This window comes from Paenibacillus sp. FSL E2-0190, assembly GCF_037992965.1.
Taxonomy (GTDB): Bacteria; Bacillota; Bacilli; order Paenibacillales; family Paenibacillaceae; genus Paenibacillus_AQ; species Paenibacillus_AQ odorifer.
Genome location: NZ_CP150306.1, coordinates 4,306,251 through 4,329,166, shown reverse-complemented (window position 1 = coordinate 4,329,166; position 22,916 = coordinate 4,306,251). Strand labels below are relative to the sequence as shown.

25 protein-coding genes are annotated in these 22,916 nt (G+C 45.0%); 22 read left to right on the top strand and 3 right to left on the bottom strand.

Features of this window, described 5'->3' with window-relative positions; genetic code table 11:
* The first annotated feature begins 14 nt into the window (after positions 1-14).
* The 4 genes from rpsP (at position 15) to trmD (ending at position 1,945) form a co-directional block, all read left to right on the top strand.
* A complete protein-coding gene (gene rpsP / locus NST25_RS19065) occupies positions 15-287 on the top strand; it encodes a 30S ribosomal protein S16 (protein WP_036688604.1) in 273 nt (90 codons plus the stop codon).
* Positions 288-309: 22 nt separating this feature from the next.
* Entirely contained in the window at positions 310-540 is a 231-nt protein-coding gene (locus NST25_RS19060; protein ID WP_036688600.1) for a KH domain-containing protein, read from the top strand.
* A gap of 89 nt (positions 541-629) precedes the next feature.
* Positions 630-1,154 (top strand): ribosome maturation factor RimM, encoded by a 525-nt coding sequence (rimM, locus tag NST25_RS19055; protein WP_076190860.1) that lies wholly within the window; start codon positions 630-632, stop codon positions 1,152-1,154.
* A complete protein-coding gene (trmD, locus tag NST25_RS19050) occupies positions 1,154-1,945 on the top strand; it encodes a tRNA (guanosine(37)-N1)-methyltransferase TrmD (RefSeq protein WP_339174549.1) in 792 nt (263 codons plus the stop codon). The genes rimM and trmD overlap by 1 nt, the downstream gene beginning before the upstream one ends.
* A gap of 603 nt (positions 1,946-2,548) precedes the next feature.
* Here the strand turns inward: trmD and NST25_RS19045 are convergent.
* A complete protein-coding gene (locus NST25_RS19045; RefSeq protein ID WP_155288145.1) occupies positions 2,549-2,725 on the bottom strand; it encodes a hypothetical protein in 177 nt (58 codons plus the stop codon).
* A gap of 205 nt (positions 2,726-2,930) precedes the next feature.
* On the opposite strand from NST25_RS19045, the gene NST25_RS19040 reads away from it, so the two are divergent.
* The gene (locus tag NST25_RS19040) at positions 2,931-3,161 is read left to right on the top strand and encodes a hypothetical protein (RefSeq protein ID WP_036688596.1); all 231 of its coding nucleotides are present in this window, start codon (positions 2,931-2,933) and stop codon (positions 3,159-3,161) included.
* 58 nt (positions 3,162-3,219) lie between these two features.
* On the opposite strand, the gene NST25_RS19035 is transcribed toward NST25_RS19040, so the two are convergent.
* Entirely contained in the window at positions 3,220-4,170 is a 951-nt protein-coding gene (locus NST25_RS19035; protein ID WP_340392215.1) for a hypothetical protein, read from the bottom strand.
* A gap of 412 nt (positions 4,171-4,582) precedes the next feature.
* Here NST25_RS19035 and NST25_RS19030 point away from each other — a divergent pair, with 412 nt between their 5' ends.
* The 11 genes from NST25_RS19030 to NST25_RS18980 all read left to right on the top strand — a co-directional run bounded on the left by NST25_RS19030 (position 4,583) and on the right by NST25_RS18980 (position 14,096).
* Entirely contained in the window at positions 4,583-4,873 is a 291-nt protein-coding gene (locus NST25_RS19030) for a hypothetical protein (protein WP_340392213.1), read from the top strand.
* 147 nt (positions 4,874-5,020) lie between these two features.
* Positions 5,021-5,365 (top strand): 50S ribosomal protein L19, encoded by a 345-nt coding sequence (rplS, locus tag NST25_RS19025; protein ID WP_036688590.1) that lies wholly within the window; start codon positions 5,021-5,023, stop codon positions 5,363-5,365.
* Positions 5,366-5,663: 298 nt separating this feature from the next.
* Positions 5,664-6,272 (top strand): signal peptidase I, encoded by a 609-nt coding sequence (gene lepB, locus NST25_RS19020; RefSeq protein ID WP_340392211.1) that lies wholly within the window; start codon positions 5,664-5,666, stop codon positions 6,270-6,272.
* A 29-nt stretch (positions 6,273-6,301) separates the two neighbouring features.
* Positions 6,302-7,162, top strand: a complete 861-nt coding sequence (gene ylqF / locus NST25_RS19015) for a ribosome biogenesis GTPase YlqF (protein ID WP_036688587.1) — start codon at positions 6,302-6,304, stop codon at positions 7,160-7,162.
* 188 nt (positions 7,163-7,350) lie between these two features.
* A complete protein-coding gene (locus NST25_RS19010) occupies positions 7,351-7,962 on the top strand; it encodes a ribonuclease HII (protein WP_340394435.1) in 612 nt (203 codons plus the stop codon).
* 118 nt (positions 7,963-8,080) lie between these two features.
* The gene (locus NST25_RS19005; RefSeq protein WP_340392209.1) at positions 8,081-10,270 is read left to right on the top strand and encodes a DNA ligase; all 2,190 of its coding nucleotides are present in this window, start codon (positions 8,081-8,083) and stop codon (positions 10,268-10,270) included.
* Positions 10,267-10,569, top strand: a complete 303-nt coding sequence (locus NST25_RS19000; protein ID WP_038571992.1) for an EscU/YscU/HrcU family type III secretion system export apparatus switch protein — start codon at positions 10,267-10,269, stop codon at positions 10,567-10,569. The genes NST25_RS19005 and NST25_RS19000 overlap by 4 nt, the downstream gene beginning before the upstream one ends.
* Positions 10,566-10,952, top strand: a complete 387-nt coding sequence (locus NST25_RS18995) for a YraN family protein (RefSeq protein ID WP_076127091.1) — start codon at positions 10,566-10,568, stop codon at positions 10,950-10,952. The genes NST25_RS19000 and NST25_RS18995 overlap by 4 nt, the downstream gene beginning before the upstream one ends.
* A 154-nt stretch (positions 10,953-11,106) precedes the next feature.
* Positions 11,107-11,523 carry a hypothetical protein gene (locus NST25_RS18990; RefSeq protein WP_051491578.1) on the top strand — a complete coding sequence of 139 codons (417 nt, stop codon included), beginning with the start codon at positions 11,107-11,109 and terminating at the stop codon, positions 11,521-11,523.
* Positions 11,524-11,697: 174 nt separating this feature from the next.
* Complete coding sequence (locus NST25_RS18985; protein WP_036688580.1) at positions 11,698-12,207, top strand: metallophosphoesterase; 510 nt, start codon at positions 11,698-11,700, stop codon at positions 12,205-12,207.
* A 209-nt stretch (positions 12,208-12,416) separates the two neighbouring features.
* On the top strand, positions 12,417-14,096 hold the full coding sequence (locus NST25_RS18980) for a YifB family Mg chelatase-like AAA ATPase (protein WP_036688578.1): 1,680 nt from the start codon (positions 12,417-12,419) through the stop codon (positions 14,094-14,096).
* Between the two features lie 369 nt (positions 14,097-14,465).
* Here NST25_RS18980 and NST25_RS18975 read toward each other — a convergent pair whose 3' ends face one another.
* On the bottom strand, positions 14,466-14,894 hold the full coding sequence (locus NST25_RS18975) for an organic hydroperoxide resistance protein (RefSeq protein ID WP_036688575.1): 429 nt from the start codon (positions 14,892-14,894) through the stop codon (positions 14,466-14,468).
* 142 nt (positions 14,895-15,036) lie between these two features.
* Here NST25_RS18975 and NST25_RS18970 point away from each other — a divergent pair, with 142 nt between their 5' ends.
* From NST25_RS18970 to trmFO, 6 genes are all read left to right on the top strand, one after another.
* Positions 15,037-15,525: a MarR family transcriptional regulator gene (locus tag NST25_RS18970; RefSeq protein ID WP_235219564.1), complete on the top strand. Its 489-nt coding sequence runs from the start codon at positions 15,037-15,039 to the stop codon at positions 15,523-15,525.
* Between the two features lie 352 nt (positions 15,526-15,877).
* Complete coding sequence (gene sucC / locus NST25_RS18965) at positions 15,878-17,038, top strand: ADP-forming succinate--CoA ligase subunit beta (RefSeq protein ID WP_339187568.1); 1,161 nt, start codon at positions 15,878-15,880, stop codon at positions 17,036-17,038.
* Positions 17,039-17,100: 62 nt separating this feature from the next.
* Positions 17,101-18,030 carry a succinate--CoA ligase subunit alpha gene (sucD, locus tag NST25_RS18960; RefSeq protein WP_036688571.1) on the top strand — a complete coding sequence of 310 codons (930 nt, stop codon included), beginning with the start codon at positions 17,101-17,103 and terminating at the stop codon, positions 18,028-18,030.
* A 223-nt stretch (positions 18,031-18,253) separates the two neighbouring features.
* Entirely contained in the window at positions 18,254-19,372 is a 1,119-nt protein-coding gene (dprA, locus tag NST25_RS18955) for a DNA-processing protein DprA (protein ID WP_076127799.1), read from the top strand.
* Positions 19,373-19,408: 36 nt separating this feature from the next.
* Positions 19,409-21,508 carry a type I DNA topoisomerase gene (gene topA, locus NST25_RS18950; RefSeq protein ID WP_036688567.1) on the top strand — a complete coding sequence of 700 codons (2,100 nt, stop codon included), beginning with the start codon at positions 19,409-19,411 and terminating at the stop codon, positions 21,506-21,508.
* 8 nt (positions 21,509-21,516) lie between these two features.
* Positions 21,517-22,899, top strand: coding sequence for an FADH(2)-oxidizing methylenetetrahydrofolate--tRNA-(uracil(54)-C(5))-methyltransferase TrmFO (gene trmFO / locus NST25_RS18945; protein WP_076100371.1), 1,383 nt, complete (start codon positions 21,517-21,519; stop codon positions 22,897-22,899).
* Positions 22,900-22,916: the final 17 nt, after the last annotated feature.

The following is a 22,916-nucleotide window of genomic DNA, read 5'->3' as shown; positions in this document are numbered from 1 at the left end:
GGAGGTGATTTTTCGTGGCAGTACGTATTCGTCTAAAAAGAATGGGAGCGCATAAAGCGCCTTTCTATCGTGTAGTGGTTTCCGATTCCCGGTCCCCTCGTGACGGTCGTTTTATCGAGGAAATCGGTTATTATAATCCGATTGAACAACCGGCAGTAGTTAAGATCGATGAGGAAAAAGCTCTTAAATGGCTTCAAACAGGTGCGCAAGCATCTGATACCGTCCGCAACTTGCTTTCCAAAGCAGGCGTGATGAAGAAGTTTCATGAGCTTAAGCAACAGAAATAATGACTGATTGCGAGGGTCCTCTATGGAAGAATTAGTTGGAGTAATTGCTAAGGCTTTAGTGGATCATCCAGAAGATGTGACGGTACGGGCTGTGGAGAAAGAGCATTTGATTGTCTATGAGCTGTCCGTACATCCAGATGATGTAGGAAAGGTCATCGGCAAGCAAGGCAGGATCGCCAAGGCGCTCCGTACAGTAGTCACATCTGCAGCAGTCAAGAGCGATAAACGCGTAACTGTAGATATTTTATCTTAAATAATGCGTACAATGAGGGGCTAGGGATAGTATATCCCGGCTCCTTTTTGTTCAAATATATAGATGAAGCTTGTAGAGGAGAGGGTTATATGACGGAAGAATTAACCGTAGGCCGGCTTGTGAATACACATGGAATTCGCGGGGAGATTAAAGTATTATCCCATACCGATTTTCCTGAGGTTCGTTTCGCTAAAGACAAGAAGCTGTTCGTCATTCCTGCGGATGGCAGTGCAAAATTCGAAGTGACTGTAGAATCCGCTCGAGAGCATAAGGGTATGTTTATCGTTAAGCTTAAGGGATATACCAATATTAACGAAGTGGAAAAGTATAAGGGAAGTTTGCTTAAGGTGCCAAGTAATGATCTGGTTGAACTGCCAGAGAACGAATATTACTTCCACCAAATCGTTGGCTGTGAAGTTTATACGGATGATGCTGGAAGTGAACCGCTTGGCACAATTACGGAAATTTTACAGCCAGGTGCAAATGACGTGTGGGTTGTTAAGCCTGCTAAAGGTCAAGACATCCTTATCCCTGTAATTAACGATGTAGTGCTGAACGTGGACATTGAGGCCAAACGAATTACGGTTCACTTAATGGAAGGACTATTGCCATGATCAGAATTGATGTGCTAACGCTCTTTCCGGAGATGTGCGAAGGCGTATTTAGCACAAGTATTCTTGGTAAGGCACGCGAAAAAGGGATTGTATCTTTGAATGCTGTGAACTTTCGTGATTTCTCAGGAAATAAGCACAACAGTGTGGATGATACACCGTATGGCGGGGGCGGTGGTATGGTACTAAAGCCTGACCCGATCTTTGCAGCGGTAGAACATGTATTGGGGATCGAGGCTATTCCTTTGGAGAATGGATCTGAATCTGCAGTCCCGTCGCCTTCCTCTGTGAAGCCGCGCATCATTCTTATGTGTCCACAAGGAAAGACCTATAATCAGAAGATTGCTGAGGAACTGGCACAAGAGCAGCATCTAATCTTTATATGTGGTCATTATGAGGGCTACGATGAGCGGATACGGGAGCATCTGGTTACAGATGAACTGTCGATTGGCGATTACGTGTTAACGGGTGGAGAACTACCAGCACTGACGGTTATTGATTCAGTAGTTCGGCTACAGCCAGGGGCGCTTGGAAACGAAACCTCTGCGATCACCGATTCGTTCAGTACAGGGCTGTTGGAATATCCTCACTACACTCGACCCGCTGAATTTCGCGGCTGGAAGGTACCAGATATGTTGCTGAGTGGCCATCACGCCAACATCGAAGTATGGCGGAGAGAGCAAGCGTTACAGCGTACACTTGAACGTAGACCTGATTTGCTCGAAAGTGCAGAACTAACATTGAAAGACAAGAAAACACTGGAACGTCTGAAAAATGAAATCAAGCCGGAGTAAAATTTTAATAAAACAGGCATATTTTACGTCTTTTTAACGTATCTTACGTTAAGGAGGCGTTTTTGTTATGTTTACTTAAGTATAAGAAGGGCTATAATCTCGTGTTTTTTTTGCGTAATTTCCAAAACAAATTAGCATAGGTGCGTTGAACTCTTCTATTTGGGGTAATAGATAGAGGTGGCGTAATACTATATGCAGCTTACGATGCAGCAAGCTTAACTATTGAAAGGAATGAACTGAAGTGACTACGAAGACGCGTGAAGAATTCAAGCCTAGCGTGGACACGATCCACAAAGATGCGGAGCCGCTCCGCACCGTGAATGATATTATCGATTATTATACAAATCGCAAATCGTAATTCCCATTCGCCCTTTAAAGCTTGAACATATAAGATTAATAATTAAGTATGAATAAGCAAGTCCAATAAAACCATTAGAGTATAGCGAACGAAAGTTCACTACATCTAATGGTTTTATTGTGCTCTACTAAGAGGTCAAACCCTGTGATTCTGATCAGAATGTAAACGCCCACTCTTCAAGGAGAATTAAAAACTCTTTGGAAAGGGGGCGTTTGGTTAACTATAAAAATTCGTGGAGGCGCATTCTACTCTTTGCGAAAGAGGCGATATACTCCTGTAAGTAGAGCGTAAAGCGCAAAACATACGAGAACAGTAACTGCCCATGCATAGTTGCGAACGGTATAGGTAAGCGATGATAAAATAATAAAGATGGTAATACGCAGTACGCCTTCCTTAATAAACTGTTTACGTGCTACATTCATTCGATTGGCCTCCTTGAATGGATAGGATGGTACGGATAACAAGCCGAAAATATGTCTTTCCTTATATATAACCTTTGGGAATACAAAAAATGCAGAGAACGGAAAGTAAATATCGATCCAAACAAATGACCTATGTAACTTAGCCGTTACCGACCTGTACTCCTCACCATAGAGTATATCATTACGAATGAGGAGGAGTACACTAGTGGAGGCTTATTATAATTGCTTACGTTGTAAGAATAGAAGGGTACGTATCCTGACTACTGATGGCAGACAGCATGAAGGTGTGATTACAGATGTGGACAGATATAATGTTTACTTAAGAACAGGATCCAATGGACCTGTGCAGACTTCTGCATTTTTTGGTTACCCTTATGCTGCTGACAATATTTTAACTCTCAGCTTGTTCACACTGTTGGCTATTGCATTAATCTGATATGATGATGCAAAAACAGACCGTCCGCTAATCCGGACGGTCTGTTTTTAGTGGTTGGTTACTCTACTGTAATTGCACCTATATCAGAGCTTAAGGACAACAAAGGACCTCCTCCGTTAACATCACGTTTGCCACCCTCAACCCCGGTGATCTGGCCTAGATCACTTTTAGCCACCAAGCTACATTTCACGCCATCGGCTAGAACAGCATTGAGGCTACCTACATTTGTTGTCGCTTTAAGACGGCTATCACTCTTCATTCCGGCTATATCCATGCGTATGCTTCCTGTATTAGACTCTAGAGTGGACTTACCGGTGATGTTAGCTCCTTCGATATCAATAGCTCCAACGTTGCTGACGACGCGGTAATTTCCGTCCAGATTGCGGAGACGAATTTGCCCGACATTATTGGTGATTTGATATTCATCCATACGGGTGGGGATCTCAATGGTATAGTTAATGCTAAAATCTGAATAACCGTATTTGTCTTGAGCCCAAGTCCATAAATCCTTCTTCGGATTTGATTTGGAATTTGTAGATACCTTCAGAGTATCGCCACTAACGTCTATTGAAATCTCAGCGTCATCCAAAATTTTCTGGCGGTCAGCTTTATGAGCGGAGCCGTTATGGGCTAAGATTGTCGCACTCACATTAATTTGATCACCCGTAGTTGATGTAACCTCTATTTCTCCCACTGCATTGTTCATGCTAAGCACTGAAGCAGAGCCGATCTCTTTAGATAAGGATAGTTCTTTGCTAATGCTGTTTGCTTTAACTTCGTCGACCACCTTGGTAGCTGTATCCTGAACGGCCTGCTCCACGCTTGCAGCGGCTTTACCCAGCTCTTGCTTCACAGCCTCACCAATATTTTGCTGCACATCTTCAGTAATATTCTTTCCTAATTCATTATTAGCGGATTGCCTACCCGGTAATTCTGTGCATCCTGCCAGAAGTACGATGGACAAGACGGCTACAGCTGCCATTACGCTAGTTGTATTACTCTTTTTCATTGAATAAAATCCTCCTTATTTTTGGGTATATGTGTTCTTCCCTAAGCGCTACGTTATGTACGTACTTCTGTAAGTATAGCCTATGGGGATTTATTGTAAAAACGGCTGTAGGCGGGTTAATATACTGGACCAAAGACTAGGTATTTAAAAAGTGTTCACTACACTTCAAATTTCAATTGTGCTAAAATGAAATATAGTTCTTACGCTCACATTAAAATGGGTAAGGGTACATATAAAAAGAGCGAAGATGCTCTCATATATAATCTTCAGCAGCTACTGAAAAGCGCTTTTTATAGTGAGATGTGCTAAGGCTAGTTTGCGAATACGATATAGACCGTTGCCTTACTTGCATCACAGGGCGGTCTTTTTATTTTCTTACCTCAAGTAAATCATGAAGAGCGGAGGGAGCCAGATGAAATATGTAGTTATTTTGCTTGTCTTGCTAGCGCTGGGTGTTGGGTATTATATCGTTCAGAAAAAGAAAACAAGCAGCTCAAGCAATCCTTTGCGCACGACTAGCAGTAATGTGATCTCAATGGATAGTCATCGCAAAGCCAAACAGAGTCCAGGGGAGCAACCTTGCTCTTCTTGTAAGAAGAAGAATGGGAAGTTGATCTTCTATGCTCAAGACAATGGAACCGTGGTCGGCTTGTGTAAAGACTGCCAGTCTAAGGCAAAAAAAAGAGATATGTTACCGTTATAAAATAGAAAAATAAGTTGTATTAGCCCGTCCTTTATGATATTATTAACTCTGTTGTGTGGAATACGGTGGTCCGCTGCGGATAATGAGGGAGAGCTCAGATCTCTCCGGAAGAGGCAAGAACACCTGTACGGAAGGAGGAAGTCCTTAATGAATATCCTACAAGCTATTACGCAAGAGCAACTTCGTAAAGATATCCCTAGTTTTCGTCCGGGTGACACTTTGAAGGTGCATGTAAAAGTTATCGAGGGAACTCGTGAGCGTATCCAGTTGTTCGAAGGCGTTGTAATCAAACGTCGTGGCGGTGGAATCAGTGAGACTTTTACGGTTCGTAAAATTTCTTACGGTGTTGGTGTGGAAAGAACATTCCCAATCAACTCGCCTAAACTCGAAAAAATCGAAGTGGCTCGTCGTGGTAAAGTGCGTCGTGCTAAGCTTTATTACCTTCGTGAACTACGTGGTAAAGCAGCGAGAATTAAAGAAATTCGTCGCTAGAATAGTGACAGAGGAGAGGGGCTTGAGTTCAAGCCCCTTTCGCTTTATTTTTTTTTGAAAATATAAGAAAAGCATAAGTTTTACGTTATACATTATTCTTATATTTCTCGCATAAACGCATACCGTCCTTAAAAGGACGCTGAGGGCGTTTTAGCTTGGTATACAATGCGTGTGACATATACGCTTGGGGATAAGCTTCTCCGAAAAGGCCTCCTGAAGGAGTATCTGTGGAGGGGTTTTTGGCAGGAGTTTTTTTGTGTTGTATAGTAAGAGTAGTATTAAGAGAGGACGGTGAACTATGCAGCAGGAACAAAGCGAAACTTTGGAATCAAGCGAGCAGAACCCACGTAAACAGAAAAATGAAGTGCTGGAATGGGTCAAGGCCATTGCGATTGCTTTAGTTCTGGTTATACTGATTCGCTGGCTTTTATTCAAGCCTTTTATTGTAGATGGACCTTCCATGCAGCCTAATTTCCATACGGGAGAACGTGTTATCGTTAATGAAATTTTATACGATATAAGATCTCCGCAGCGGGGTGAGGTTATTGTATTCCACGTGCCATCTGAAGGCAGAGATTTTATTAAACGTGTAATTGGTGTGGCTGGAGATACTGTGAAAGTAGAAGGAGATGTAGTTACAGTTAACGGTGAGGTTGTTAACGAGACTTACATCCAAGGCGCTATTGATACTGCGCATAGTAACAACGCTCTGTATAATAATAAAGATTTCCCAAATGAAAAATTCACGGATGGTACTGTACCAGAAGGACATATTTTCGTTATGGGGGATAATCGCTCGGATAGTACAGACAGCCGGATGATTGGCTATGTGCCGCTGGGTGATATTGTGGGTCGTGCAGATTTAATCTTCTGGCCGATAAAAGATATTACACTGATTAACCATTAAGTTGACAGAAGTCAAAGGAGGTGACGGCAATGGCCATTCATTGGTTTCCTGGTCATATGACGAAGGCTAGGCGGCAAATCGAGGATAAGCTGAAGCTGATTGATGTTGTTATAGAGTTGCTCGATTCCCGTCTGCCGCTTTCCAGCCGCAATCCGATGATTGACGATATTTTGCGGGACAAGCCGAGATTAATTATTTTGAACAAAGCGGATCTGGCGGATCCGGAAATTACTCGGAAGTGGCTGGCGTACTTTAAGGAACAAGGGCATGTTGCCCATCCTGTGGACGCATCTACTGGAACAGGCGTTAAGGAGATTCCGGAGCAGGTCAAGCTGCTGTTGAAGGAAAAAATTGATCGGCAGATCGCAAGGGGAATGAACCCACGGGCTATGCGCGCATTGATCGTCGGTATTCCTAACGTCGGTAAATCAACGCTGATTAATCGAATGGCTGGTAAGAGTATCGCTGCTACGGGTGATCGCCCGGGGGTTACTAAGGGCCAGCAGTGGATTAAAACAGGAGGTAATCTGGAGCTTCTGGATACTCCTGGTATCTTATGGCCGAAGTTTGAGGATCAAGACGTGGGTTACCGCTTGGCCGTGACGGGTGCGATCAAAGAAGAAATCCTGAACATTGAGGACATTGCTTTTTATGCAGTGAAGTATTTGGTCAAGGATTATGGTTCCAGATTTCAAGAACGCTTTGGTATTGAGAAGCTTCCTGAGGATCTTGAGAACCCTGATGAGATCGTTGCAGTTATGGAAGCCGTGGGCCGCAAACGCGGTTGTCTGATTAGCGGTGGACGTGTTGATCTGGAAAAAGCTTCACGTGCTTTGCTGCATGAGCTGCGGGCAGGTAAGCTTGGTCGTTTTACGCTGGAAACACCTTAAAGGCGTTTAAATGAATGGGTATGGAAGAGCCATCCGGAAATTTTCGGGGGCTCTTTTTTTTTGCCGATTTGGATCAAATTGGAGTGGTTATTTGTACATGACCATGTGAGCTTTACTATGGTAAGCTGACTTATGTAGTTTATAGAATAATTTATAATTGGCGGTGACAGATCGTGAGTACGATAGATATGTTGAGTTATGAAAAAGAGGGCTGGGAACAGTCTTATCGCCGTATAGCCGGCGTAGATGAAGTAGGCAGAGGTTGTTTGTTTGGGGATGTTGTTGCAGCAGCGGTGATTTTGCCGGAAGGGCTTATTATTGATGGCGTCAACGACTCTAAGAAGCTTACAGCGAAAAAAAGAGATGCCTTATTCGAGATTATTATGGAGCAGGCGATAGCTATTGGTGTAGGTTATGTGGATTCCCGCATGATTGATGAAATTAATATTAAACAGGCTTCTCGTCTGGCGATGAAAAAAGCGGTAGAAGGTCTTAGTCATACCCCGGACTATATGTTAATCGATGCTGAAAAAGTTGATCTTCCGTTGCAGCAGCAGGCGATCATAAAAGGGGATGCTAACAGCCAGTCTATTGCGGCAGCTTCGATTATAGCTAAAGTAACAAGAGATAGACTGTGTGAAGGGGTGTGGGAGGAATTATACCCTGATTATGGGATTGCGATACATAAAGGTTATGCGACCAAGCTTCACAGGGAACAAATTACGGCGTTAGGTCCGACACCTATGCATCGGCGCAGCTTTATTGGGAAGATTCTTGCTGAACAGCAAACCCTTTTTTAGAAATATCAGAATATAAAAGACGCCAAAGGCGTTTAAGCTTGGATAAATTCACCGCTCAAAAAAGTCGGATTAATACCGATATAGTAAGAAGAGAGAAAATGGAGGGAGGAGAAACGGTATGAATATCGGAACATTGATCCGTGGATTGCTCGGGGATAATAAACCGGGAGCAGCCAAGTCTTTGGAATTGAAGGAAGGGCAGGTTGTACGTGGTGTTGTATTGTCTGTATCGGATTCGGGAAAAGAAGCCGTTGTGCAGATTCAAGGCACACCTGTTCGTGCGGAGTTGGAAACACCACTACTGCCAGGAGAGACCCTGAACTTACAGGTTGGAGCACCCGGAGAAGGCGGATTGCCCGTATTGAAGCCGGTCTCCCTCGGCGAAACGGTGTTAGCCACCCCGCAAAACATGGGCGAGGCATTGGAATCGCTTGGGCTTACTGACTCCAAAGCGGGTCGGGAAATTGTGTTGGCGATGCAGTCGGGTGGTATTCCGCTTACCAAAGAGACAGCGGCGATTCTGGATGCTGTAATGAGTGCGAAACCTGCGGGCGTGCCGACCTCAGAATGGCTTGATGCAGCTGTCATTTCTGTAAAGCGGGGCTTGCCGGTTACCCCTGAAAGTGTGAAAGGATTGCAGCAGGCGGTTTTTGGTCCGCAGCTTCATCAGCTTTTGTCAGCGCTCGAAGAACAGATTACGATTTGGGCAGGTCAAGTCGCCGGTGAAGAAACAACAACAGCCGAAGCTAAACCTGGAATGGGTACCCCGACCGGAAAGCTGAATGCTCCTGTAACGACAGGTACGGGCGCTGTGATTAACGGGGAAGTGGTATCAGCAGGTGATGCTGATGCGGAAATGGACCAGGTTTCGATTAAAGGAACTGGACAACCTGTAAGTAAACCTGCTGAAGGTAGTGCTGGTGTTACTACTACAAGCGGAAGTGCTGCTGCAACAGGAGGGGCAACGGGAGCCGGAGTTATTTCTGATGAACCAATAATTCCTTTGAATTCAGTGAAATCAGAAATATCAGGAAGTGCAGCTGCAAGTACAGCTGAAACTCCTGAGAATGAAACCGGTATTGTAACTGCCAAGCCAGTGGTCCCCGAAGAGGCTGGTGAGGTAGTTCAGCTCTCGAAGAGTGGAAATACTGGTGAACCTTTGACTGGGAAAATAACTTCTACGCTTGCTTCAGGAACTCAGAGTAGTGCTGCTAACACGCAAGGGGACGGAATTGTAAGCAATCAAAATAGTTCTAATCAGAGCGAAACTCATGGCAATGAAATGAGTCTAAATAAAGATAGAGCGCAGGGTAGTATCAGTGGCGCGAATACAAGCGCCACTGGATCAGCTAGTGCAGATAGCCAAGCTGCTGCGGGAAGCCAAGCTGGTGCAGCAAGCCAAGCTGCTGCGCCTAGCGGGGCTGCCCTGCTCGCGAAGCTGCAGGGCGTGCTCACCGAGTTGCGCGGCAGCATGCCGCAGCTCGCGAACGTCCCGCCCGCTGAGGCGGCGGGACAAGAACCTGCCCCCGCGCCGGCAGCGCCGCGCGGGGAGACCACGGCTGCTGCGGCTTCGCCGGTGCAGCCAGACACCGCCCCACCCGCGGATGCGGAGTCGTGGGTGGGGCGGGTGTTGAAGCTGCTCGGTGCGGAGCACGAGCAGCAGGCCGTGCGCGGCGGCGCTTTGCCGGCCGCGGAGACGGCGCGAGCGGCAGCGGGGACAGCTGCAGCCGCGCTAGGCAGTGTCGGCGGGGAGCAAGCTGCCGACACGTTGAAGGGCGTGCTGCTGCAGCTTATGAGCAGCAGCGAGGTGCCGCCCGCGGTAAAAGATGCCGCGAGCGGGCTAGTGCAGCAGCTGACAGGCCAACAGCTGCTGCTGAATACAGATCGGACTGCTCCCTTCGCGCAGGTTACATTGTTCTTGCCGCTGCAAGGTCCAGATGGGCAGGAAACTGCATCGGTTCATATCCAGTCCAGGCGGGGCCGCAAAGGGGAGTTGGATGCAGCTAACTGTCGATTATGGTTCGATTTGGACATGAAGCAGCTAGGGCAGACATTGGTAGATGTGCAGGTTGTCGATCGAATCGTTAGTCTTAAGCTTCATAATGATCATCCGTGGGTGCTTGAGCTGCTGGAGACGCGGCGTGAAGAAATAAAAACTGCAGTAGAATCCATCGGTTATCAATTATCAGGTTTAAGAACCGAACCCTTGCCAGAATTGAATTTGCCTAAAGAGCTTGCTGGCTCCAATACTAATAAGTTTGTTGATTATGTTCCTGAGGCTTACAAAGGAGTGGATTACCGTATATGAATGAGCCTGTACAGCCAATTTCACAAGGGCTCAAAAAAGCGGTCGCTCTCAAATATAGTCCCGGACAAAACGAGGCTCCTGTCGTAGTAGCCAAGGGACAAGGCGCGATAGCAGACCTTATTCTGCAAAAGGCTAAGGAGAGCGGGGTTGCTGTTCAGGAAGATGCAGCCCTCGTGGAGGTTCTTTCAAAGCTTGATCTGGACCAACAGATTCCGTCTGAGCTCTATCAGCTGGTGGCGGAAATCCTCAGCTTTGTGTATCAGAGCGATCGTTCCGCTGGTGAACGGGGACAAGAATGAAAGAGCCCTATGTAAGAAAGCACTATAACCGCAAAGAGAAAGGAACTGCTGCAGAGAACGGAGCTGTGCAGTACCTATCTTCTAGCGGGTATATGATATTGGAACGGAATTGGCGTTGTCGTACTGGAGAGCTTGATATCATTGCGGAGCGTGAAGACTGTATTGTTGTTGTCGAAGTTCGTAGCCGCAGTGGAGAGCTGCTTCAGGGAACTCCAGAAGAATCGGTGAATGCTCGCAAAATAAACCAGGTTCGGAGTACAACACAGGTTTATTTGCATATGAAGGGTTATGAGGAACGGCGGGTTTCTTTTGATGTAATTAGCGTCTTGTTAAATGACGATCTTAGCCTAGCTTCACTTAGTCATATTCGCGAGGCGTTTTAAGAGTAACTCTATTTTCTCATGCGATTCTTTATGAATTTGCTGCTGTTCTGATAAAAAAGTCTTTACATACCTTCCGCACTGTGGGTCATTTCTCAAAAGAAATGGGTAAACATTAGGAGTAACTTTTTAATGTCATCATGAGGAGGGCTGTCTAGTGAAGAATAAACCTTCTGAAATGCAGGTTAGTTTTACATGCCAATATTGCCAGCAGAAGATTGAAGTGAAATTTAAAGCAGAGCCAATATCTGTCGTCTGTTGCGATAATTGCAATAAGACCTTCACGGTAATGCGGCCCACTATAGCGGAGGAAATATTAATAGATTGGGAAAATGAAGCGTTATTTCAAAAAATCCGGGCTGAAAAGTCGCAAAACAGCAATAGCAGTCTCTTAGCGCTTGTAATTAGAGTTATTGAACTGCTTACATGGCGTGACAAAGGCAATGGACAGGTGGAAGCGATCAAGGAGATGCGTGGCTGGCTCATTGACAATGAGGAGGCGCCTCCTTTAGCTGAACTGATTCAGAGTGATGTTAATAAACGTTCGAGTAAGCGGCGCGACTGGGAAAAGTAACATTAACAATAAAGAGGTATTCCGTCATCGCCTCATGACATAGAATGATACGTATAATTTCGTGAGAAATTAGGCGGAAAAGTCCTCGGGGCTCCGAATTTCCTAGGGTTTATGGGTAGTCGGAGCTTTTTTCATACATACTGTCATTAGAATAGGAACAAAAGGAGGGTGCACATGGCTAAGGTTTTTTTCACATCAGATCATCATTTTGGGCATAAGTTGATCATTGATTTTGAATCCAGACCCTTCAACGATGTAGAGCAAATGAATGAAGTTATGATTGAAAGTTGGAATTCGGTAGTGAATCCGGACGACAAAGTATTTCATTTGGGAGACTTTTCTTTTCTGAATAAGGAGGCAACTCGTGCGATTGTGGCCAGACTGCATGGATACAAAATCCTGATCCTTGGCAATCATGATCGCGGCCGCAGCCGAAGTTGGTGGCTTGAGGCAGGTTTTGATGAGGTTAGTGAATATCCTTTGATTTATAAGGATTTCTTTTTCCTCTCACATGAGCCTATGTACATGAATAAACATATGCCTTACGTAAATGTGCACGGCCATATTCATGGGCAAAAATATGAGGGAAACAATCATTTTAACATTTGTGTAGAGCATTGGAACTATAAACCGTTGACTTTTGAGCAGATTAGGGACTCGGTCGTAGTTAAAGAAGGGGATTGATGTAGGTCTTTAGAGATGTGCTTTCGCTTTTATGTAAAACTTGAATTTCTTATTCTAAAGATAAATTGCTCACAGATTGCGTTAGGACACAACTTCTATAATGTACTTAACAGCTAATATATATATTTGGAAAATAAGGAAGCACCTTTTTTCTTGAAGCTATGACACCCCAAATTAGGGTGTAATTCAGGAGATGAGGTGTTTTTATTATGTATGGGAAAATGTTTAGCGCGTGTCTGTATGGGATTGAAGGGGTAATGATCGGTGTGGAAATCGATCTTGCAAATGGACTGCCGCAGACGAATATCATTGGCTTACCAGATTCAGCGATTCGCGAGGCTGTTGAACGAGTTAGGGCTGCCGTTAAAAATTGCGGTTACCGCTATCCACAGCAGCGTATTACGATCAATCTTGCTCCAGCTGACCTGCGTAAAGAAGGTTCCGCTTTTGATCTAGCGATTGCTTTAGGGATACTGATAACTAGTGGCCAGTTGATTATGCCTTCAGCTCAAGAGATGCTTTTGATTGGAGAGCTTGCGCTCGACGGCAGTCTGCGTCCGGTTTCGGGTGTGCTGCCGATGGTTGAAGCAGCGCGTAAAAGCGGGTTTAAAGCCGTTCTGCTCCCGCAAGGCAATGCGGCAGAAGCCGCTTTAATCAGTGGCATGAATGTTTATACCATCGACCATTTGCAAGCGTTAGCGAATGCTGCTGAATCTGTGGCTAGCTTTGGTCCGATTATAGATAAGCTAGTTCCTCTAGTAGAATCTGAAGGATCACCACTTCCTTTTCCTGTATCCGTGAGTATGGGGACGGGGGCAAAAGAACAACCTCCGGTGCTTGTTCTTTCTGTAGAGCATCTCAAATATAACCCTAAATATTCTGATTCTGAGGCTGCTTCTTCCGAAGCGAATGAAATAATGGATGATTACAGTGATGTGCTTGGACAGCAACATGTGAAAAGAGCACTAACTATCGCGGCTGCAGGGATGCATAATATTATGCTCATCGGCCCACCTGGCACAGGCAAAACGATGCTGATCAAACGCCTTCCCAGTATCCTTCCACAATTGTCGGACAGTGAGGCACTTGAGGTAACCAAAATTTTTAGTGCGGCTGGAAATTTGAAGGATGCACACAACGGTTTGCTGCGAAGTCGTCCATTTCGTTCTCCACACCACACGATATCTTCTGCCGGATTAATTGGAGGGGGCGGTATTCCCAAGCCAGGTGAGGTAAGTCTTGCGCATCGAGGTATTCTGTTTCTGGATGAATTGCCTGAATTCTCCCGGAATGTGCTTGAAGTGCTGCGACAGCCACTCGAAGATGGGGTGGTTACTATAAGTCGTGCCCGGGCTTCCTTTACTTTTCCTGCCAAATTCATGCTCGCTGCATCGATGAATCCGTGCAGCTGCGGCTTTTTTGGAAGCGGTATCTCCCAGCAAAATTGTACCTGTAGTCCATCAAGGATTGCCCAATATCGAGCCAAAATATCCGGTCCATTATTGGATCGGATCGACTTACAGGTTGATGTTCCCCGCCCGAAGGAATGGAATCGGCAGGGGCATGTTTTATCGTCAGCAGATATGCGTGCGGAGGTGTTGGCTGCTCAGGCCATCCAAGCTAAACGTTACAAACGACTGGCGATTTCATGGAACAGTGAACTTTCCGGTGCTTCCCTTCGGAAATATGCAAGCCTAAACCGAGAGAGTGCTCAAATGCTGTATGATATTTTGGAGAATTTAGGTCTAAGCATGCGAGCGCATGATCGGATTATTAAGCTATCCCGTACCATAGCTGATCTGGAGGGTGCACAGGATATTTCTTCTGCACATCTCGCGGAAGCTGTGCAATACCGTAATCTGGATCGACAGGTATTAGCGGAGGAATAAAGATAAAAGAGCAGCGATTCCCGTTAATGAGAATCGCTGCTCTATACTATGGACCGGTAGTGACGAGCACCGCCGAACCATTATTATGCTCTGATGCTTATGGAACGGACCTAGAGGACGTTGTTTGCAAGTTTTTAGCCCTTGGAGCGTAGATTCGGACGCTGGAGACGCTATTCCTTCGGAAGAAGGTTATATTGGGTGGTTTTCCTTCCAATAGCTGCTATGAGGTCCGATAACATCCCAAATATGGGATTAAGTTGCGTTTAAGATCAACTGTGTCCGTTAGCGACTTCGAATGTGAAATGCCACGTATTCAAACGAAGGTTAGATCGTTTAGCAAATTTCACATACATTTTTCTCTATAATTTCTTACAGTACATTCAGTTCTACTTCGATATTGCCACGAGTGGCACGGGAGTAAGGACATGCGCCATGGGCAGCTTCTACCAAAGATGCTGCGGTTTCTCTGTCAACGCCTTTAACCAGCACGTCAAGCTTAACCGCAATGCCGAATCCGCCATCTTCAACTTTACCAAAGCTTACAGTAGCCGTAACTTCACTGCCTTCAATCTTCACTTTTCCAAGACGAGCAACCATGTTCAGAGCACTGTCAAAACAAGCGGAGTAACCAGCTGCGAATAATTGTTCAGGATTAGTGCCTTCACCTCCGGCACCCCCCATTTCACGTGGTGTACTGATCGTAAGGTTGAGTTTAGGGCTTTCTGATTCTATATAACCGTTTCTTCCCCCAACGGCTTTAACTGTGGTTTCATACATCTTTTGTTGAATTGTCATCATAATAAATCTCTCCTATTCACTAATTAGTTTGTGTACATTCTAATTTATCACAATTAATATAAAAGTCAAATTAATTTTTTGCTATTATTATGATATATGAGGGAATTATGATAAAATAAAGAGATAAGGCGGGTGAATAAATATGAAAATGAGTGAAGAAGATATGCAGAAAATGACTACAACCCCAGAGCTGCTGATCGAGAATCAGCTCTGTTTTACCATTTATGCTTGCTCGCGTGAGATTACAAAGCTGTACCAACCGTATTTGGATAAGATCGGTTTAACTTACTCCCAATACTTAGTAATGCTTGTGTTATGGGAACGGCAGCAATGTACAGTGAAAGAGATTGGTGAGGCGTTATTTTTGGATTCAGGAACGCTGACTCCGTTATTGAAACGCTTGCAAGCTGCAGGCCTAATTATACGTGAACGCTCGATGCAGGATGAGCGAAAAGTATTAATCTCACTAACGAAACAAGGCTGGGCACTCCAAAGTGATGCCGTGTGTATTCCCGGCAAAATGATGGAAGAAACGACACTGACAAATAATGAATCCATAGAGCTACTTGATCAGTTTAAAGACTTACTGAATCGTGTTCACGAAGCTAATATCCAAGATAGTAAAAAGTAAGCGTAGTAAGGAGTCAATGCGATCGTTCGCATTCCGGCATGAAATCAAGCGAAAAAATGTGTACAAATCATGAATATATTTAAGGTAAGCGTTTTAAAAACATGTTACACTATTCTGGGTTCCTTTGTATGGCATATAGGTAAATATAAGCTTAGTCTTATAGATTTACACAATGTCTCTTGCAGAAATAATGCCATTCTTTTTACGAGTGGTAGATCAGTTTCTGCTGGTTCCGGAATAGTGCTGCATGTATAACATCAGCCTATCCCTAACCCCGCGGCAATCAAAACGGAAAGCGAGATGACAACAGGCTGCCTGTTTAGTCACCACGCTACTTTAGGAGGCTACCGCTATGAATATCCACGAGTATCAGGGAAAAGAAGTGCTTAAGAAGTACGGTGTAGCCGTACCGAATGGAAAAGTAGCTTATACAGTGGAGGAAGCGGTAGAAGCCGCAGAGTCACTGAGCACACCAGTTGTTGTAGTTAAAGCTCAGATTCACGCAGGTGGACGCGGTAAAGCTGGAGGAGTAAAGGTTGCTAAGAATATCGATGAGGTGCGTAGTTACGCAACTGAGATTCTGGGCAAGACTCTAGTAACTCACCAGACTGGACCGGAGGGTAAGGTAGTAAAAAGACTGCTCATTGAAGAGGGTTGTCAAATTGTTAAGGAGTATTACATTGGTATCGTAGTTGACAGAGGTACTGGCCGAGTGGTCATGATGGCTTCTGAAGAAGGCGGTACTGAGATTGAAGAAGTAGCTGCAACACATCCGGAGAAAATTTTTAAAGAGATCATTGATCCGGCAGTGGGTTTGCAGACTTTCCAGGCGCGTAAGCTGGCTTATAGTATCTCTATTCCTAATGAGCTGGTAGGCAAAACTGTGAAATTCATGCAAGCGCTATATTTAGCTTTCATGGATAAAGATTGCTCTATTGCCGAAATTAACCCATTGGTAGTGACTGCGGATGGGAATGTGATGGCACTGGATGCCAAACTGAATTTTGATTCCAACGCCTTGTTCCGTCATAAAGATATTCTAGAGCTGCGGGATTTGGATGAAGAGGATTTAAAGGAAATCGAAGCCTCGAAGTATGACCTTAGTTACATTGCACTTGATGGCAATATTGGGTGCATGGTAAACGGCGCAGGTCTCGCGATGGCCACTATGGATATTATTAAGTATTATGGAGGCGAACCCGCCAACTTCCTGGATGTAGGGGGCGGTGCAACGACCGAGAAAGTAACAGAAGCCTTTAAAATCATTTTATCGGATGAAAAGGTGAACGGAATTTTTGTTAACATTTTCGGTGGTATTATGCGCTGTGATGTTATCGCTAACGGTGTTGTAGAAGCGGCTAGTCAACTGGGTTTGACTAAACCGCTGGTTGTGCGTCTTGAGGGAACAAATGTTGGATTGGGCAAGCAGATTTTGGCTGGATCGGGACTTAATATTGTTGCTGCTGATTCTATGGCGGACGGTGCCCGTAAGATTGTGTCTCTTGTGCAATAATGGCCTGATTTAGGAAGCCAGTTATCGTATTTGACAATATAAGTAGGGATGTGACTTAAGGCATGAGCATTCTTGTAGATAAAAATACGAAAGTTATCACGCAGGGAATTACAGGATCAACGGGTTTGTTCCATACTAAAGGTGCGCTGGATTATGGAACACAGATGGTTGGAGGAGTAACACCGGGTAAAGGTGGAACATCTGTCAACATCACGCTTGAAAATGGCAGTGAGGTTAGCCTTCCGGTATTCGATACTGTTGTAGCTGCTAAGGCGGCTACAGGCGCAACCGCTAGTGTAATCTATGTACCGCCAGCATTTGCAGCAGACTCCATAATGGAAGCCGTGGACGCAGAACTCGACCTGGTGATTTGTATTACCGAAGGGATTCCAGTGCTTGATATGGTAAAAGTGTCCCGTTATATGGAGGGGCGCTCTACTGTATTGATCGGACCCAACTGTCCGGGAGTTATCACTCCTGGTGAGTGCAAAATAGGAATTATGCCGGGTTATATTCATATGCCAGGGTATGTAGGTGTTGTCTCGCGCAGCGGAACTCTAACCTATGAGGCTGTTCATCAGCTGACCACGCGTGGAATCGGGCAATCTTCAGCTGTAGGTATTGGCGGAGACCCTGTTAAAGGCTCAGAGTTTATTGATATTCTGAAGCTTTTTAATGAGGATCCGGGTACAAAGGCAGTCATTATGATTGGTGAAATTGGCGGAACCGCAGAGGAAGAAGCAGCAGAGTGGATTCGTGAGCATATGACTAAGCCTGTTGTAGGGTTTATTGGCGGTGCTACTGCCCCTCCTGGCAAACGTATGGGGCATGCGGGTGCTATTATTTCCGGAGGCAAGGGCACAGCGAGTGAGAAAATTGCCGTACTTGAATCGTGCGGAATCAAGGTTGCTCCTACACCTGCCGAAATGGGCTCAACGCTAGTAAGTGTGCTCGAAGAACGCGGTATTCTTAGCGCTTTTACAACGCATTAATTATTTTATTTAATTGAAGGAATTCACTCTACGCGAGTGGGCTTCTTTCGTGTATAATTATTTCAGAGGTAAGCAACCTTTTGTTCCTATCCAAGGGATAAAAGGTTGCTTTTTTGTTTTTTAACATAGAAAAATATTGAATTAAAAGAAAATATTGCATTCCTCTAATTCATGTTACAAAATAGGGAAGGCTAACCCTTCCATTAAAGGAGAGTAAGCTTATATGGAAGAAAAAGATCTGCTGTTTGGTTTTAATGAAGTGGAGGGGATTGGCTGGAAGAGTATCGACAAGATTCGCAGAGCCGGCTTAATGTCAGAACGAGCATTTTCCTGTAGTGCAAAAGATTGGGAAACGATCGGATTGAACGGAAAGCTGTCGAATTATCTTGCTTCCATATATACATTAGAATGGATCGCCAAAAGGCGCTTATTAATGGAAGAATGTGCAGTGAAGATGGTCACTGTGTTTGATGCGGCTTATCCTGTTTTGTTGAAGGAGACGGCACAGCCACCGTGGATCCTTTATTATCGAGGTCGTTTGGAACTGTTATCAACTCCTAGTGTGGCGATGGTTGGCACCCGTGTGCCAACAGCATATGGACGAAAGGTAGGGGAGATTCTCGCGGAGGAGCTTAGTGCAGCAGGTCTAACGGTGGTTAGCGGACTTGCGAGGGGGATCGATAGCATTTGTCATGAAGCGGCGCTAAGAAGCGGTGGAGGGACCATAGCGGTAGTGGCAACAGGGTTGGACAAAGTCTATCCAACTGAGAATATTGAACTGGAGCGGCGTATTTCTCAGGAAGGGCTTGTCATTACAGAGTATCCTCTTGGAACTAAAAGTCATCCTGGATTATTTCCACAGCGTAATCGGATCATAGCAGGTTTATCACGGGGGACAGTGGTCGTGGAGGCTGACAGTCGCAGTGGATCACTTATTACAGCCGATGCTGCCTTGGAAGCTGGGAGGGATGTCTTCGCAGTTCCCGGACCTATTACATCACCTAAGAGCAGAGGGGCGTTAGAGCTTATCAAGCAGGGGGCAAAGCTGGTAACCAGTGGATTAGATATTATAGAAGAATATACTTCTTATTTGCCGACAAACGTAATAAAAACAGGGAATAATAGCACTACCGAACAGACAGCAGACGACTTTATGATTGAAAAGAAATTGACAAATGAGGAGTCTCACCTATACCATATACTGCATCAAGGCCCTTTTATATTGGACGATCTGCTTGTAAGAACAGGATGGGATTTTGGACATTTGCATTCAGTTCTGTTATCTTTAATCATAAAAAAAGCGGTAACACAATTACCAGGAGCTATTTATAAGGTAATTTAATATAGAGGTGCGAGTGTTAACGAGGAGGAAGAGTCTATGGCAGATGCATTAGTTATTGTCGAGTCGCCTGCAAAAGCGAAGACAATTGGCAAATATCTAGGTAGTAAATATATTGTAAAGGCATCAATGGGACACATTAGAGATCTACCGAAGAGTCAAATTGGTGTTGAGGTGGAGAATGATTTCAGTCCCAAATATATTACTATCCGCGGTAAGGGATCTATATTGAAGGAATTGAAAGACGCTAGTAAAAAAGTTAAAAAAGTTTATCTCGCAGCTGACCCCGACCGCGAAGGGGAAGCAATTGCTTGGCATTTGGCGCATGCGCTGGATTTAGATAATACACAAGAATGCAGAGTTGTTTTTAATGAGATCACCAAACAAGCGGTAAAAGATGCTTTTAAGACACCGCGTAAGATTAATATGGATCTCGTGAATGCACAGCAGGCTAGACGTATTTTGGATCGACTGGTAGGGTACAAGATTAGCCCTCTATTATGGAAGAAAGTCAAAAAAGGTTTATCTGCTGGACGTGTACAATCCGTTGCCGTGAAGATCATTATGGATCGTGAGAATGAAATCTCCGCTTTTGTACCCACCGAATATTGGAGCATAACAGCGAAGCTTGGAATCCGGGATTCCGTCTTTGAAGCTAAGTTTCATAAGCTGAATGGTGTGAAAAAAGAACTGAACCAGGAAAGTGATGTTCAGGAAGTTCTTGAAGCCATTAAGAACGCATCTTTTAAGGTGAGTGATGTGAAGGAGAAGGAAAGACAACGTCATCCTTCGGCTCCTTTTACCACCAGCTCCCTACAACAGGAAGCAGCCCGTAAGCTTGGATTCCGTGCCGCTAAGACAATGTCTGTTGCACAGCAGCTATACGAAGGTGTGGAACTCGGTAAAGAAGGTACCGTAGGTTTGATCACTTATATGCGTACTGACTCCACGCGTCTCTCTGTCACCGCTCAGGATGAAGCTAAAGAGCTTATAACAGCTAAGTATGGTGAGAAGTTCTTGCCAGAATCCCCACGGCAGTATTCTAAAAAGGCAGCTGGAGCACAGGAAGCGCATGAAGCGATTCGTCCTACCTCGGCATTACGCGAACCAGAAATGGTCAAAGAGTTCTTGAGCCGTGATCAATTCCGTCTCTACAAGCTAGTGTGGGAGCGATTCGTATCAAGTCAGATGTCTTCTGCCCTGCTGGATACGCTTTCGGTCGATATTGCTGCAGGTACTGCTACATTCAGAGCTGTTGGTTCGAAGGTTTCATTCCCCGGGTTCATGAAGGTTTACGTAGAAGGCAACGATGACGGAACTACAGATGAAGACAAGTATTTGCCGCCGCTTCAAGCGGGAGATGCTTTAAATAAGCAGGAGATCGAGCCTAAACAGCACTTTACACAACCACCTCCACGATATACGGAAGCAAGACTTGTAAAGACGCTTGAGGAGCTGGGTATAGGCCGTCCAAGTACATATGCCCCAACGCTGGAAACCATCCAGAAGCGTGGTTATGTGGCTATTGAAGAGAAAAAATTCATGCCAACCGAACTTGGCGAGCTTGTTATAGAGCAGATGGAGCAATTTTTTCCGGAAATCCTAAACGTTGAATTCACCGCGAACATGGAAGGGGATCTTGACCATGTGGAAGAGGGCTCAGAAGACTGGGTAAAGGTTCTTGCAGAGTTTTACGAATCGTTTGAGAAGCGTTTGGTATTCGCGGAAGAAGAGATGAAAGAAATTGAGATTGAAGATGAAGTCTCTGATGAGATCTGTGAGAAATGCGGTAAACCTCTCGTGTATAAGCTGGGTCGCTTTGGGAAATTCCTAGCATGCTCTGGCTTTCCGGATTGCCGAAACACGAAACCGATTATCAAGGATATTGGCGTAACTTGCCCTAAATGTCATGAAGGTAAGGTTGTGGAGCGACGCAGCAAAAAAGGGCGTGTTTTCTATGGCTGCGATCAGTACCCTGGTTGTGATTTCGTTTCATGGGATAGACCTTCTATAAAACCATGTCCATCATGTGGATCTTGGATGATTGAGAAACGTAATAAGCAAGGAACCAAGCTACAATGTACATCTTGTGATCATACAGAGGCGGTTCTAGACAACGAAGAAGAATTAGCAGATTAATAGTCTCTATGGGAGGAAAAAAGACAGTGTCAGATACAGCAAAAGTAACAGTAATTGGAGCGGGTCTCGCAGGAAGCGAAGCCGCTTGGCAAATAGCATCACTAGGAGTTCCGGTAAGATTATATGAGATGAGACCTGTAGTAAAGACGCCAGCCCATCACACGAATCAATTTGCTGAACTGGTATGCAGTAACTCCTTGCGTGCGAATGGATTAGGAAATGCTGTAGGTGTATTGAAGGAAGAAATGCGACGTTTGAACTCTCTTGTATTAGGTGCTGCTGACCGACACGCGGTACCCGCAGGAGGAGCACTTGCCGTAGATCGGGACGGATTCTCAGGTGAGATCACCCATACTTTGCATAATCATCCGCTCGTGGAAGTCATAAATGAAGAACTTACGCATATACCGGAGGAAGGGATTGTTGTTATTGCAACGGGCCCACTAACTTCACCGGCATTATCTGCTGAAATAAAAGGGCTGCTGGGTGAAGAGTATTTCTACTTCTATGATGCAGCAGCACCGATTGTTGAGAAAGACACCATTGATATGAACAAGGTGTATTTGGCTTCCCGTTATGATAAAGGTGAAGCGGCTTATCTGAACTGTCCGATGACAGAAGAGGAGTTCGACGTGTTTTATGATGCGTTGATTTCTGCTGAGACAGCAGCACTCAAGGATTTTGAGAAAGAAATATACTTTGAGGGCTGTATGCCTATCGAAATCATGATGAAACGCGGCAAGCAAACAGCGTTATTTGGCCCAATGAAGCCAGTAGGACTTATCAATCCGCATACAGGTAAACTTCCTTACGCGGTTGTGCAACTCCGTCAGGATAACGCTGCCGGCACACTTTACAATCTTGTTGGTTTTCAGACCCATTTGAAATGGGGCGAGCAAAAGCGTGTATTCTCGCTGATCCCAGGTCTTGAGAATGCTGAATATGTTCGTTATGGTGTGATGCACAGAAATACATTTATTAATTCTCCTAAACTTCTGCACCCTACCTATCAGATGAAAGGCAAGGAAAGACTCTTTTTTGCTGGACAGATGACAGGTGTAGAAGGTTATGTTGAATCAGCTGCTTCCGGGCTCATAGCTGGTATTAATGCTGCACGGGCAGCACTCGGTCAGGAAGGACTGATCTTCCCGCAGGATACTGTTCTAGGCAGCATGCCAGCTTATATTACTTCTGCCGATCCAGAGCATTTTCAGCCTATGAATGCCAATTTCGGTCTGTTGCCGAAGGTAGAGAAGAAGATCCGCAATAAGAAGGAAAAGAATGAAATGTTAGCTCATCGCGCTCTGGACAGTCTTGCCGAGTATGCCAACCGTACAGGACTCGCTTATTCGGAGCCGGAGGTTGTCGATAGCGAACAAAGCCCATCTTAAGGAGGTAACTTACAATC

Coding starts and splice junctions, on each gene's coding strand:
- NST25_RS18995 (WP_076127091.1), top strand. CDS start 10,566: ATGAAAGAGCCCTATGTAAGAAAGCACTATAACCGCAAAGAGAAAGGA.
- sucD (WP_036688571.1), top strand. CDS start 17,101: ATGAGCATTCTTGTAGATAAAAATACGAAAGTTATCACGCAGGGAATT.
- ylqF (WP_036688587.1), top strand. CDS start 6,302: ATGGCCATTCATTGGTTTCCTGGTCATATGACGAAGGCTAGGCGGCAA.
- NST25_RS19045 (WP_155288145.1), bottom strand. CDS start 2,725: ATGAATGTAGCACGTAAACAGTTTATTAAGGAAGGCGTACTGCGTATT.
- lepB (WP_340392211.1), top strand. CDS start 5,664: ATGCAGCAGGAACAAAGCGAAACTTTGGAATCAAGCGAGCAGAACCCA.
- NST25_RS19005 (WP_340392209.1), top strand. CDS start 8,081: ATGAATATCGGAACATTGATCCGTGGATTGCTCGGGGATAATAAACCG.
- topA (WP_036688567.1), top strand. CDS start 19,409: ATGGCAGATGCATTAGTTATTGTCGAGTCGCCTGCAAAAGCGAAGACA.
- rimM (WP_076190860.1), top strand. CDS start 630: ATGACGGAAGAATTAACCGTAGGCCGGCTTGTGAATACACATGGAATT.
- NST25_RS19060 (WP_036688600.1), top strand. CDS start 310: ATGGAAGAATTAGTTGGAGTAATTGCTAAGGCTTTAGTGGATCATCCA.
- NST25_RS18985 (WP_036688580.1), top strand. CDS start 11,698: ATGGCTAAGGTTTTTTTCACATCAGATCATCATTTTGGGCATAAGTTG.
- NST25_RS18970 (WP_235219564.1), top strand. CDS start 15,037: ATGAAAATGAGTGAAGAAGATATGCAGAAAATGACTACAACCCCAGAG.
- dprA (WP_076127799.1), top strand. CDS start 18,254: ATGGAAGAAAAAGATCTGCTGTTTGGTTTTAATGAAGTGGAGGGGATT.
- rplS (WP_036688590.1), top strand. CDS start 5,021: ATGAATATCCTACAAGCTATTACGCAAGAGCAACTTCGTAAAGATATC.
- NST25_RS19000 (WP_038571992.1), top strand. CDS start 10,267: ATGAATGAGCCTGTACAGCCAATTTCACAAGGGCTCAAAAAAGCGGTC.
- NST25_RS18975 (WP_036688575.1), bottom strand. CDS start 14,894: ATGATGACAATTCAACAAAAGATGTATGAAACCACAGTTAAAGCCGTT.
- NST25_RS19030 (WP_340392213.1), top strand. CDS start 4,583: ATGAAATATGTAGTTATTTTGCTTGTCTTGCTAGCGCTGGGTGTTGGG.
- sucC (WP_339187568.1), top strand. CDS start 15,878: ATGAATATCCACGAGTATCAGGGAAAAGAAGTGCTTAAGAAGTACGGT.
- NST25_RS19010 (WP_340394435.1), top strand. CDS start 7,351: ATGTTGAGTTATGAAAAAGAGGGCTGGGAACAGTCTTATCGCCGTATA.
- trmFO (WP_076100371.1), top strand. CDS start 21,517: ATGGGAGGAAAAAAGACAGTGTCAGATACAGCAAAAGTAACAGTAATT.
- NST25_RS18980 (WP_036688578.1), top strand. CDS start 12,417: ATGTATGGGAAAATGTTTAGCGCGTGTCTGTATGGGATTGAAGGGGTA.
- NST25_RS19035 (WP_340392215.1), bottom strand. CDS start 4,170: ATGAAAAAGAGTAATACAACTAGCGTAATGGCAGCTGTAGCCGTCTTG.